The sequence below is a fragment of the Flagellimonas sp. B-3 genome, assembly GCF_056857835.1.
Genome location: NZ_JBSXNW010000024.1, coordinates 1,013,797 through 1,027,109, shown reverse-complemented (window position 1 = coordinate 1,027,109; position 13,313 = coordinate 1,013,797). Strand labels below are relative to the sequence as shown.

The window sequence follows — 13,313 nt, the reverse complement described above, 5'->3', positions numbered from 1 at the left end:
TCGCAAGGCCATGAAAAAAAGAATAAGTTTAATCGCAGCACTATTGTTGGTTTTGGCATCATGTCAAAAAAAACAGGAACCCGTTGAAGTCTCCCCGGAAGAACTCCATGCATCCGTGGACAAAGTGATCGAAATAATGATCCATGATATATTCTCACCTCCTGTGGCCAGTAGAATATTTGCGTACTCCAATATTGCGGCATACGAAATTATAGCCAAGAAAAACGATAAATACAAGTCCTTGGCGGGGCAGGTTACCGATTTGAAAAGTATTCCAGAGCCAAAAAACAGTGAGAACATCAATTACGAAATGGCAGCCTTGATCGCTCACATGGATATTAGCAAAAGACTAATTTTTTCCGAAGAAAGAATGGAAAGCTTTAGGGACAGTCTCTATACCATTTGGATGGATAAAAACGAAACGGTTTTTAATGCCAGCAAGGAATACGGCTTGGAAGTTGCCGACTTTGTCGGGGACTGGATGAACAAGGACAACTACAAGGAAACACGCACCATGCCCAAGTTCTCCGTGGACTCTGATGATCCATCGCGCTGGCAGCCCACTCCCCCGGCCTACATGAACGGTATTGAGCCACATTGGGATAAAATACGTCCTTTTGCCATTGATTCCGCTCAGCAATTTAAACCCATCCCGCCACCAGAATTTTCCATGGAAGAAGACTCCAAATTTTATGAAGAGGTGATGGAAGTCTACGAAGTGAGAAAAAGTATGATCGGCAAAGGTGACAAATCAGATGAAATAGCCATTGCCCAGTTTTGGGATTGTAATCCTTATGTTTCCGTAACCCGCGGACATTTAATGTTCGCCACAAAGAAAATTACCCCGGGAGCTCACTGGATAGGCATTGCCAAAATAGCATCCAGAAAATCGGGTGCGGATTTTGCCAAAACGGTTTACGCTTACACCAAAACCTCCATTGCCATTGCCGATGGCTTTATTAGCTGTTGGGCCGAAAAATACAGGAGTAATCTTATACGTCCAGAAACAGTTATCAACGAATATATTGATGACAGTTGGGAGCCTGTGCTTCAAACACCTCCGTTCCCAGAATATACAAGTGGGCACAGTGTAGTATCGGGCGCAGCGGCAGTAGCCCTAACGGATATCTTCGGCGATAACTTTGCCTTTGACGACGACACCGAAGTAGCCTACGGTTTGCCCGTGCGTTCCTTCACCTCTTTTAACCAAGCATCCGATGAGGCAGCATTGAGCCGAATGTATGGCGGTATCCATTACCGAGCGGCCATTGAGGTAGGGATTAAGCAAGGAAGGGACCTTGGGAAATTTATAGTGGACAAATTGGATATGACAAAAGGCTAATCCGTATTTTTGCTCCTTAGTTATGAAGAAGATTATTTCAATAATCCTAGCCCTTGTGGTGGGAGCAGTTTTGTGGTATCTATTTTTAAAGCCCCAGGATTATCAGGTCAATTTTGAGACAAAAGCTATTCCAGGGACCATATTCGAAACCGTAAAGGCTTGGAACCACGGTTTTGATTCCGTAGTCCCTTTGGAGTACATAAACCCAAGCCACTTTAAGCAAACCATTGTAGTGAACGATTCTCTTCATGAGTACGAATGGAAGATAGACCGGGTACACGATTCGCTGAGTGAAGTTCAGGTAAATATCAAGGATACCTATAATTCCATTGGCAACAGGCTTGCTGTACCATTTTCCGATACCGATTTTGAAAAAGGGTCAAGAAAATTGCTTTTGGACTTCAACAGTTTTCTGAACGAACATCTTGAAGGATTCAACTATTCCATAGAAGGGGAAGCTGAGATATTTTCCTCATTTTGTGCTTGCGTCAAACTAAAAACCACGCCCGAAAACAAGGCCAAAGGGATGATGGCCAACTATAGCTTCTTGGATGGTATCCTTGCCCAAAATAAAGTTCAACTGAATGGACCTCCATTTGTTGAAGTATTGGATTGGGACATGGAAAACAATAGCCTTTCCTATAACTTCTGCAATCCCATCATCCGTTCCGAAAAACTTCCAAACCACCCTGATATTGAATACAAGCGCATCTTTAGTAAAAATGCCATTAAAGCGGTTTACCATGGAAACTATATCACTTCCGACCGCGCATGGTACGCACTATTGGATCATGCCAATGAAAATAATATCCCTGTAGAGAAGAAACCTATTGAGGTTTTCCATAACAACCCGAACATGGGTGGTGATGCGTTACAATGGACTACCGAGGTATATATGCCCATAAAAGAATCCAATGAATAAATTTGCTCTCGTTTTTTTGCTGATAGTGGCCCAAACCTGTGCCCAAAAGACCTATTTGAGTGAATTGGACCCCTTATCCAAATTTCCATCCAATCTCAAAGAAGTTTCTGGGATGGAAATTGCTTCCGATGGGAACATTTGGGTCATTGAGGATAGCGGGAACAAAGACAAACTATTTAAGATTGGCAGAAATGGCGAAGAGAAGGAATCCTTAAAAATAGACCATGCCAAAAACAGGGATTGGGAAGATTTGGCAAAAGATGTTAATGGCAACCTTTACATTGGTGACTTTGGCAACAATGACAATGAACGTAAGGATTTGGTCATTTACAAGATTCCCAAAGATGAAATGGGCAAAAAGGAACCCAATGCCGACAAGATTGAGTTCAAATATCCACTGCAGAAAGATTTTCCACCTAAAAAAGACAGTTTATATTTTGATACCGAGGGCTTTTTTCATCTTAATGATTACCTCTACATTTTTACTAAAAACCGTACGAGGCCGTATAGTGGAGAAACCTTGGTTTATAGGGTCCCGGATAAAAAAGGTGAATACGAAGCTGAATTTTTGGGAGCTCTCTTTTTATGTGCAGACCAAGACCATTGCTCGGTGACCAGCGCCGATATTTCCCCTAACGGAAACACCATTGCACTGCTGAGCTATGGTTTCGTGTTTTTGCTCACCGATTTTAGTGCTCCCGATTTCAGCAAATCATCTATCAAAATCATTGATTTAAACACCCCCACTCAGGTTGAATCGGTTTGCTTTGTGGATAACAAAACACTTCTTATCGCTGACGAAGAGAACAACCACGGAGGTAGAAGTCTTTATGAATTAAAGCTCGATTAAAAAGGCCTGAACATTTGTATTGATATATACAAGTCATTATATTTTTTGTGGCTTCAATACTTCACTTTGGGCAGGACAGAACTAAAACAACACCACTTAATAAATTGCCTAATTTGCTTTTACTCATTTTATTCTTGACATTTGGGAGTTATGATTCCCAAACAACAACATAGCCTACAGCTCTTAAAAAAACACTTTGGTTTTGATACTTTTTTACCCAATCAGCAAGCCATTGTCAACAGTATTCTAGAAGGAAAGGACCTTTTGGGCATTATGCCCACAGGAGGTGGAAAATCGGTTTGTTTTCAGTTGCCCGCACTTCTGCTTCATGGAACGGCCATCGTGGTCTCGCCCTTGATTGCTTTGATGAAGGATCAGGTGGACGCCCTACAGGCCAACGGCATCCCTGCGACATTCTACAACAGTAGCCAAGCCGCCGAAGCGCAGAGCGAAATCCTAAAAAAACTTCGGGCACAAGAAATCAAACTCTTGTACGTAGCGCCCGAAAGCCTGCCGCATTTAATGCCTTTTTTAACCGAGGACAACGTGAGTTTGTTCGCCGTGGACGAAGCCCATTGTATTTCGGCTTGGGGACACGATTTCCGTCCGGCATATACGCAATTGGGGAAACTAAAGGAAGTTTTTCCCAATGTTCCCATTGCGGCCTTTACCGCCACGGCCGACAGTGCCACGCAAGACGACATTCTAAGGCAGCTCAACATAACAAATGCCGAAAGGCACATTGCCTCCTTCGACAGGAAAAACCTGTTCCTCGAAGTGCGTCCGGGCACCAACCGCTTTCCGCAAATAGTCCGCTTTTTGGAGCAGCGCACAGACCAAAGTGGAATCATCTACTGCCTAAGCCGAAAAGGTACTGAAAAACTCGCTGAAAAATTAAACAACAACGGATTCAAAGCACAAGCATACCATGCCGGAATGGATACCGAAGCCCGTAATCAGGTACAGGAAGACTTTGTCAATGACCGCACACCTATAATCGTGGCCACCATTGCCTTTGGGATGGGCATTGATAAAAGCAATGTGCGTTGGGTAATCCATTACAATATGCCCAAAAACATAGAAAGTTACTATCAGGAAATTGGTCGTAGCGGGCGCGACCGTTTGCCTGCACACACCTTGTTGTTTTACAGTTTTTCCGATGTGATACAGCTGCGCAAGTTTATGGAAGAATCCCCAACAAAAGAAGTGCAATTGGCCAAATTGGAACGCATGCAACAGTTTGCCGAGGCCTTGAGTTGTCGCCGTATTGCTTTGTTGAACTATTTTGGCGAGCATGTTTCAGAAAATTGCGGTAATTGTGATAACTGTAAAACACCTCCCCAATTTTTTGACGGCACCATTTTGACACAGAAAGTCTGTTCGGCGGTGTATCGATTAAAGGAACAGGTAGCCTTGACCATGCTCGTGGATGTGCTTCGAGGTGCGCAAAATGCGCAAGTGTTCGATAAAGGCTATCAAAACATAAAAACCTACGGCACAATAAAAGATGTCTCTTGGCAAGATTTACAACAGTATATCATCCAAATGGTGAATCAGGGTATTTTGGAAATCCGATTTCACGAGAACGGACGTTTGTTGCTCACACCTTTGGCCAAGCAAATTTTATTTGAAGGTCGAAAAGTCCAGCTCGCCACACTTCAAAAAGCAGAAAAAACAACCCAGGGCAAACGAACCGAAAAAACACAAGCAGTTGGTTTGTTCGATAAGTTGAAAGCCCTTCGTACTGAAATAGCCCTTGAAGAAAACGTACCCGCCTATATCGTATTCAGCGATGCCGCTTTGCGCGATATGGAAGCCAAACTCCCCGAAACCGAAACCGAGTTTATGCAGGTAAGCGGTGTGGGCGAAGCAAAAAAAGACAAATATGCCACACGTTTCCTTAAAGTTATCAACGCTTGGGCAGCATCCAAGAAAAGTACGCATGAACTCTCGTTTTCACTGTTTGAAAAAGGCATGACGGTGGCTGATATTGCCACACAACGGGAATTGAAAGAAGATACCGTTTATGGCCATTTTCAAAAAATGCACGAAGAAGGAAAGCCAATCGATCTATACCAATTTATTTCCGAAGAAGAGGTTACGAAAATACAAGTCGCCAAAACCGAGCTCGGTGATCAGGTTGAAGGGTTAAAACCTTATTTTATGCATTTTGAGGAGCAGATTCCTTACTGGAAAATCAAAATGGCACTGTATCTTTTGGAAAACAATAATTGATAACAATCGAAAGGTTCACAACGCTCAACTGAGTAACGGGACTTGGGGTTTGAAATTTTCACATGAAATCTTAGTATCTTTATAAGCAACAATCCAATATAAAAAATGGAACCTAAAGCCATTACAGTAAAAGAGGAACTCATCGCATGGATACGCGAAATAGAGGATATATCCGTACTGCAACATTTGGAAGCCATAAAAAACCGCAGCGAAAAACCTTTTGATTTTGATAAAGAATGGGAAAAAGGCTATACCGTGGAGGAGGCAAGGGCAGAATCTATCCGAAGGATTAAATCGTGGTGGAAGGACAGAAAATAATTGTAACCGATGATGTGGTTGCGTATTTAGACGAATTGGTAAAAGTATTGTATGAAAAGGAATACTTTGGATTTATTGAAACTATTCCGAGGGAAATACACAAAAAATCTCCAGGTGCACTAGCAAAATATGGAACGTATTATTCTTTTTTCAATACTGGTTCCCGAACCACATGGCACCTCTTTTTTGAAAAAAAGGACAACAACTACATTATTACGGGCATATTGAATAATCATTGTGAAGAAGCAAAGCACATTGTGCCCAACCCATAGCGCGATTTTGAGTTAATTCCTAAATAATATTAAAACCCAAATCCAAGACCAAAGGCAAAACGCAGACCATCTGTACTGTTGAAAAGTCCAAGATTTGCAGACACTACATCGGCACCGTTCAAGAAAAGTCCTCCTCCGTAAGAATTATGCCATTTGTCCGAATCCTCCCCTGGAAACCATACACGGCCGTAGTCAAAACCTCCATAAACCCCGGGGGTAACAGGTAACAACCCTGTTTTTACACTTCTAAAACTGTATCGAATGTCCGTGTTTTGAAAATATGCCGTTTTACCCGAAAATCGTTGAAAGCGAAATCCACGCAGACCATTATTGCCCCCAATACTGGCGGCTTGATAAAACTCGTAGCCATCCCCAATGGTAAAATGCCCTTTGAACTTGGTTGCCAAAACCAAACGGCCATCGGCCGTTAGCTTATGGTCCAAGGAAAATGATGGAATTACGTATCCAAACGACCTTGAATCATCCAGATTGGTCTTGAATCCACCTTCCAAAGAGAATCCCATGCCCAAAGTTGGAAATGCCTCGTTATCAGTATTGGAGTAAGTGTATTGTCCATCGACCCCGAAAAAACTCAAGTGGTTTTCTTCTCCATTTTCTAGGTAAAACTCATTGATGTACCTATTCTCCGTTTCCTCGATCTCTATGTTTTCGTAGGCAATGCCCAAGCGTACTTTAGACCCCAGAAAACCTCTCCACACCAATGAAGGGGAAAATCTTAGTGTCCTAATCCGCACCCTGTTGTAATCTAGCTCCAAAGGTTCATTGTCATCATTGTTCACCGTCTCGTTACCAAAACCAAAAAAGTTCCGGGTAAAATTGGGGCTTGTAAACCTCGCATGCAGCTCCAAATTTACCTTATTGAAAACGTGTGCGAACTCACCTTTGTACCCTAAGTCAAATCCATCGGTGGCAAAATAATAGGCTGCGTTGAATGTGTGCTGTTGTGTAAATGGATTCTTCCTGAACCCGTTAAAGGTATAGGTGTCGGTCACCCCGATTCTAACCCCATCATCAGGATTGTACCCAATTGTGGGCAGTACTTGGTTATTACTGCCCTTTACATTTAAAAATTCGTAGGTGTTGGTATCGTAATCATTAATGAGTTTTATACTACCTCCGTAAGCATCATCAAAGGTATTTTTCTTGCTCTTAAAGTCGTAAACCAACAATTTTTTGGAGTTTTCCGATATTTTGTACTCGTCATTGTTTTGCCCTCCGGCAATGCGTATCTTTATTTTTGATGTTTCCGTATCGGCATCGAACACATCATCATCATCCAAACCATAAATCCAAATTTCCTTGGTATAATCCGGGTCATACACCTTGTTGAAAAATAAATCCGTGTACTCCCCTCCCTTGATTCGATACGCCCTTACCTCAACATTACCATTGGGAAGTGAAACTATATTGAAATAATCATCCTTGTCCGTTCCCGTAACCACGCTATATTTGTTTAATACGGCATAATAGTCCTTTGCCGTTTGGACAAGTGTTTTTTTTCTGGCCAGAAGAATATTCTTGATTTCAGTCAAAGTTTCGTCTCTAACCTCTTCTGGAAAGGCCAAAAATGCCTCGTCAATGATGTCCCCATTCAAGTTTTGCTGGATAAACTTGGCCTGGTCTATCCACATGTTCAATTCCGTTTCAGACAATAGCGCCATATCCAAAGCGAATGTTCTGGGTGATGATGTAAGTCCTTTTACACTTCTTATTTTTTCGTGAAATCCTTCAAAAATACGTAGTGCAGGCACTGCTCTGGAACCAAAATTCATGATAAGGCCATCGCCCCATCTAGAAAAAACTTGATCTCTATCCCGTGCAATGGGTTTATATACTTTATTGCCCGCCTCTGTTTCAAACTCGGCCCAACGCCATTGGTCCACATGCCTGTCCCAATCCCCAATGAGGATATCGAAAAGTCGGGCCTTTACATATTCTTTTTGGTCGATACTATACTCCTCATCTTCCCGGAGCTTGTCCATAAGATCGTACGTACTTTCAATTTTTTTGGTATAACCAAAACTTTCCAGATTATCGTGATCATCCGAAACATGCTCTTCGATCATGTAAAGCTCATCCCCAAACTCCTTGTTAAAGTCCCCCAAAACGGATTGCTTGGGCACATAATACAGCTTAGGATTAGTATGGTACATGCCCAGCGCATCAGAAAGTTTACCTATGGTAAAAGGAGCGTACGGGTGCGCTCCCGTATATAGGTCCAGCAATAATTTTTCCGTGTACGTATCCGAGAACTTCCCAATAATGTACTGGTCTTGGAAGGCAATGGCCTGGAGGTACCTTTCGGCACTTTTTCGCAATCCCCTCATCACATACTCCCTGCCGTCCTTATCAGCTAATCTCAAAGAGTTGGATTGATTGCCTCCTCCCTTCCTTACAACGGTCAAACCTCCAAAAAGGGTGTCCAAACGTACGGTTGGAGCTTTTACCTTGGTCCCATAATATTTTCTATATCGTCCCCCCCACAACAATTTATGAAAGCCGCTTTTATCCACTTGTTCTGGGGTATAAACGGATGCCATTTTGTACGATGGAAAATCACTGGGCAATTCCACTGGTTTTGTAGACCTATCTGCTGGAAGTACTTCAGTTTGATACAATAAGGTAGTTGAATTGGCATCGGCGCCATAAAATTCCACCTGAGATGAACCGTCTTTATACACCTTCAATATGGCGTATCCATTTTTTCCTGTTGAAAATTTACTGCCGTTCAATAATCGGGTTGCACCTGTTTTTGCACCGGAACCACTCACAATCTGTGGTTTTCCTTCTTCCTCTATATATTGAAGCGTGTGCTCATGGCCTGAGGCAAAAATAATTTTGTCCGAATGTTGCGAAAGCGTTAAGATTCTATTCTTAAGGTCATTATACTTTGTATTGGAAAGGTCTTCAATCGTAGCTCCTGACGTTTTTCTCAAAAGATTGATAGCTGCTCCCAAAATAGGCAAGGGTACTTTACCTCCGCTGGGATACAATCCTTGTTCAAAGGAAAATTGCCCTCCATGCGGACCGTAGGAAAACATGGGATGGTGAAGGGCAATTACCACTGTTTTATCCCTATTTTTTTTGATTAAGCTCTCCAGTTCTTCAAAAAATCGCCCCCTGTCCTTTATTTCACATTCATCGTTGATGGTCGGGTGCTTGTCCCAATCGACAAGGTACCATTCCGTATCAATGGCAATGACCATAACTTTATCATTGATTTCTATTTTTTCAATGGGGCAACCATTTTCCGGTTGAAAAGCGTCGTTGTTGTCCAACACATCTTCAACATATTTTTCCTCCCGTTTGAGCCCATCCAACCCATTGCTGTACCAGTCGTGGTTCCCAGGAATAAAAATGGTATTCCCTTTAAAGGATTCCAAAGTGGCCAACTGTGCGTCCAAATAGTGTTTGGAACGTTCATGGCCTACAGGGTCATCGTCCTTGTCCACAAATCCGGCAGGATATATGTTATCTCCCAAGAAAATGGCCGTACTGTTCCCATCGGCAGCATCAAGAACTTTTTTAAACTTTATTAAGGTAGGGTTCAATTCACCCATTGGGGATTTACCCGCATCACCTATTAAATAGAACGTGTGTTCAACTTCTTTTTCAACCAAGGTGGTATTCGTAGAAAAAGGCGCTGCATATTTTGTTTCGTAGGTCGCACAACCGGACGCCAAAACAATCAAAAAAACCAACAAGTAATGTTTCTTCATATCCACGAGGTTGATTCCAAAATTTTGTAATTTGGATAATTCAAACATACAGCTATGTCGGAAATTGTTGAAAAAACCAAACACTTCGTTTCTAAACTGTTAACGGAAGAGCTTGACCCCAGGTTCTTGTACCACAACTTGCGACATACCCAACGAGTGGTTAAAAGTACTAAAGAATTGCTCAATTACTACAAACTGGAGAGGGTTGAAAACGAAAGGTTATTGTTGGCTGCGTGGTTCCACGATGTTGGCCATGTAAAAGGCTGGAAAGACCATGAGGAAAATAGCTGTGAAATTGCCAGGGATTTTCTTGGTAAAAACGGCTACGATCCCGAAGGCATTGAGCAAGTCTGTTCCTTGATCATGGTCACAAAAATGTGCAACGAACCCACCAACCTTATGGAAGGTATTATCCGTGATGCCGATATATCCCATTTTGCAAAAAAAAGCTACTGGGAAACCACGGATTTTTTAAAGGAGGAACTTAGAGAACTGGGCATTGCTGACTATTCAGCTAAAGAATGGCGGGACAAGAACATTAAAATGTTCCGAACGAAACATAATTTTTTTACCGATTATGCCAAGGAGAATTGGGAGGAAGGAAAGCAACAAAATTTAAAGAAGCTCCTAAAAGAAAAGAAGGAAGAAAAAAAGATTGCCAAAAAAGAAGCTCTAAAGGCAAAATACAAAAGTGAGAGTCCGGACAGAAGTGTGCAGACTTTGTACAGGGTCACTTTGAGGAACCACCTTAAACTGAGTGATATTGCCGATACAAAAGCGAATATTTTATTGTCCGTCAATGCCATTATAATTTCGTTGGTGCTGGCCAACTTGCTCACCAAACTGGACAATCCATCCAACACGTATATGATCTATCCCACATTTATATTGATCATGTTCAGCGTTGTTTCCATGGTCCTATCCGTTTTGGCCACACGACCAAACATTACAAGTGGTAAGTTTACAAAAGAAGATGTGGAAAAAAAGAGGGTAAACCTGCTGTTTTTTGGCAACTTCCATAAAATGGAGCTTGAAGAATATGAATGGGCCTTGCAAGAACTTGTAAAGGATAAAGATTACGTGTATTCCTCACTTACCAAGGACCTTTATTATTTGGGTATTGTCCTGAACAGAAAATACAAGATACTTCGGATTACCTACAATATTTTTATGATAGGCATGATTATTTCCGTAATTTCCTTTGGGATTGCCTTTCGGTTTTTTGGCCCCGATAGGCTTATGTTCTAAATTTTAGGAGCTCAGTTCCTCCATGAGGTCATCGTAGGTATAGGTGCGCTCGGATTTTTTATCTTTTTGATATAAAATTTCTGCCCTGATCGCCTTTAAACCAGATACACCCTGTACACCCTCCAACTCTACAATTTCGATATTGTTGGTAAAATACCCTTTTGCCTTTAAAAAGCTGATGTAGCGCATATACTCCTTTTCATCCTTGCGCTGTGAGTATACAATGGCAAGTTTGCCTTTTTGCGTAAGACGTTCATTGGTGCCTTTTATAAAGGACTTGTCTATACGTTTTTTAATGACTTCGTATCTGGCATTGTAGGTGCCATCAACATCAAAACGCTTTTCATCCATTCTAAAGCGGATAGCCAACGAGGTACTATATACCAAAACCAATGATGCCACATCCAATTTGACCGGCAGGTGCGGTTTTAGGCTGTAGTATTTGTTCTCCATTTCGCACATTACCTGGAGCTGCCACAACCTTAGGTTGCTCAAGAAAAGTTCGTTGAACTCCTTATCCTTGGTTATGGATTTTCCAATGTACATATTGTGTTCCACGCCATCGGTTTTGTAACGCTCAAAATAGTGTGGGAACATCTCTTGGGCTTCTTCCTGTCTTTTATCCAGAAGAGCTGCGAGTTTCATGTTGGCCTCCATTACACTGTTGTCGTAGTTTCTACGATGATCATAATAGCTTTCGGTGGCCTTGTCAATCTTCTCGTTGTATTTTTCCAGTAAACCGGCAATTTCGGCATCTTCTTTTTGAAGATGGTCAAAAACGGGATCCACTTCTTCTTTCACAAAATCAAAAACAGCCTGTTCGGTGTGTGTAAACAAGGCTTCTTTTACCTCATTCAAATAATTGTTTACCCGAAACATCAATTCCTCATAGATGGGCAGCTTGTATTTTTTAAAAGCAATCTCCAGTACATCATTGATTTCTGACAGTTGGATCATAAGATCTCTTTGTATGGCTAGATTGCGCTCTTGCGCAGAGTCTTTGATGTCAATCTGTCCATATAAAGGATACACATCCTTGAAAACAATTTCCTTGAACACAGGTTCGTTGCCCGTCAATTCATCTGCCATAAACCGTTTGGCCTCTTCTTGGAACTTCCAATACACGGATGGGTGCACGGAAGTACATTCGTGCTGGATTACGGCATCGATCAAGTTCTCCTCTTCCTCTATGGTTCGCATTACGGCCGCAACAATGTAAGGCATTACATCATCCAGCTTGTTTGCATTAACGCTGTTGAGCTCGTTCACTTTGCCGGATACCAGCTCCAATACTCCCAATAAATTTCCATTTACGGCGATCGGGGCCAAAATAGCACTTTTAATGCCCTGTTCCATCAAGCTTTTATAGGGCTGAATCTCTCCTTTTGATTCTTTAAAATATTTTTCGACATTGGATATGGCGAAGTATTTGTTCTCTTTAAACAACTTTTCGTGAGTATAATTACAAAAGGTACAATCACAATCTTCCATATCCTTGCCATTAAGGATGTAACTTTCCATTCCCTTGCCATATATCTTAAAAAAGCGATTGGCGCTGGAATCGTACCCAGAAAAACCCACTTTTATATCGCTAAGATTAAAAAAGGACCTAAAGGTATCTTCAAAGCTCTCCATAAAAGTCGTATTTCCCCTTTGGGCGCGACCTATCAAAGTTGACTTTATCTCCGAAACGGAATGTTCGGTAGTTATATCGAACATATTGGAAATAACAAAACCTTTGGCAATAAAGCTATTTGGCGGAATTTTCTCTTTCCAAATATCCAGATTGTAAAAATTGTCCAACAACTCATCCACATCATCTTGAGAAAGCTCCTTTGCCTTTTCGGTTGGAATGATTTCCATAAAATCCGCATTGTACAAAATCCTGTACCTGCGCATCACCCCATTGGTATCCGGTATGTCGTAAAAGAAAGGACGTTTAAAGTCCAATTTAAAACCGTAATAAAACTGGAGGATTACAGCACACCTCATAATGTAATCGAACTCCCTGGGAATATTGGTTATTTCAAGGTCAAAATCCTCACCGGCATCTGCCAATATCTGACGAAAACGCTCGGATGAATTGAACACCAAGTTCTCAAAAGGAGTAGATGCGGTTTTAATTTCATTTTTTGTCAAAATCGGAGAAAAAGAATCTTCCAAAATAATTCGGATAACATCCTTGTATTTATCCAATAAGGACAAATCGGTAAAACCATCCCTCAACTCTGGGTAGGGCGCCTGAGCATCCAGCACATATTTTGCCCTTTCGGCAATATGCGGATTGGAGCTTTCCAATTGCTCATCGTAATGCTCCAACAACTTATTGAAACTTACCAGTTGAACCAGAGGGCTTTCCGAATTGAGGTTGTGCTTCATACCCTTG

Annotated in this window: 9 protein-coding genes; 7 read left to right on the top strand and 2 right to left on the bottom strand. The window is 41.7% G+C overall.

What is annotated here, in order from left to right; all coding sequences use genetic code 11:
- The first annotated feature begins 10 nt into the window (after positions 1–10).
- The 6 genes from AC13CS_RS17155 to AC13CS_RS17130 all read left to right on the top strand — a co-directional run bounded on the left by AC13CS_RS17155 (position 11) and on the right by AC13CS_RS17130 (position 5,939).
- On the top strand, positions 11–1,342 hold the full coding sequence (locus AC13CS_RS17155) for a vanadium-dependent haloperoxidase (RefSeq protein WP_482888983.1): 1,332 nt from the start codon (positions 11–13) through the stop codon (positions 1,340–1,342).
- A 22-nt stretch (positions 1,343–1,364) separates the two neighbouring features.
- The gene (locus AC13CS_RS17150; RefSeq protein WP_482888982.1) at positions 1,365–2,264 is read left to right on the top strand and encodes a GyrI-like domain-containing protein; all 900 of its coding nucleotides are present in this window, start codon (positions 1,365–1,367) and stop codon (positions 2,262–2,264) included.
- The gene (locus tag AC13CS_RS17145) at positions 2,257–3,114 is read left to right on the top strand and encodes a hypothetical protein (RefSeq protein ID WP_482888980.1); all 858 of its coding nucleotides are present in this window, start codon (positions 2,257–2,259) and stop codon (positions 3,112–3,114) included. The genes AC13CS_RS17150 and AC13CS_RS17145 overlap by 8 nt, the downstream gene beginning before the upstream one ends.
- A gap of 150 nt (positions 3,115–3,264) precedes the next feature.
- The gene (gene recQ / locus AC13CS_RS17140; RefSeq protein ID WP_482888978.1) at positions 3,265–5,349 is read left to right on the top strand and encodes a DNA helicase RecQ; all 2,085 of its coding nucleotides are present in this window, start codon (positions 3,265–3,267) and stop codon (positions 5,347–5,349) included.
- Positions 5,350–5,454: 105 nt separating this feature from the next.
- On the top strand, positions 5,455–5,667 hold the full coding sequence (locus tag AC13CS_RS17135; RefSeq protein ID WP_482888977.1) for a hypothetical protein: 213 nt from the start codon (positions 5,455–5,457) through the stop codon (positions 5,665–5,667).
- Positions 5,646–5,939, top strand: a complete 294-nt coding sequence (locus AC13CS_RS17130; protein WP_482888976.1) for a hypothetical protein — start codon at positions 5,646–5,648, stop codon at positions 5,937–5,939. The genes AC13CS_RS17135 and AC13CS_RS17130 overlap by 22 nt, the downstream gene beginning before the upstream one ends.
- Before the next feature lie 29 nt (positions 5,940–5,968).
- Here AC13CS_RS17130 and AC13CS_RS17125 read toward each other — a convergent pair whose 3' ends face one another.
- Positions 5,969–9,679 carry a metallophosphoesterase gene (locus tag AC13CS_RS17125; RefSeq protein ID WP_482888975.1) on the bottom strand — a complete coding sequence of 1,237 codons (3,711 nt, stop codon included), beginning with the start codon at positions 9,677–9,679 and terminating at the stop codon, positions 5,969–5,971.
- A 54-nt stretch (positions 9,680–9,733) separates the two neighbouring features.
- On the opposite strand from AC13CS_RS17125, the gene AC13CS_RS17120 reads away from it, so the two are divergent.
- Positions 9,734–10,927: a Pycsar system effector family protein gene (locus AC13CS_RS17120; protein WP_293165628.1), complete on the top strand. Its 1,194-nt coding sequence runs from the start codon at positions 9,734–9,736 to the stop codon at positions 10,925–10,927.
- A gap of 3 nt (positions 10,928–10,930) precedes the next feature.
- Here the strand turns inward: AC13CS_RS17120 and AC13CS_RS17115 are convergent, their stop codons facing one another.
- Entirely contained in the window at positions 10,931–13,306 is a 2,376-nt protein-coding gene (locus tag AC13CS_RS17115) for a GAF domain-containing protein (RefSeq protein ID WP_293165630.1), read from the bottom strand.
- Positions 13,307–13,313: the final 7 nt, after the last annotated feature.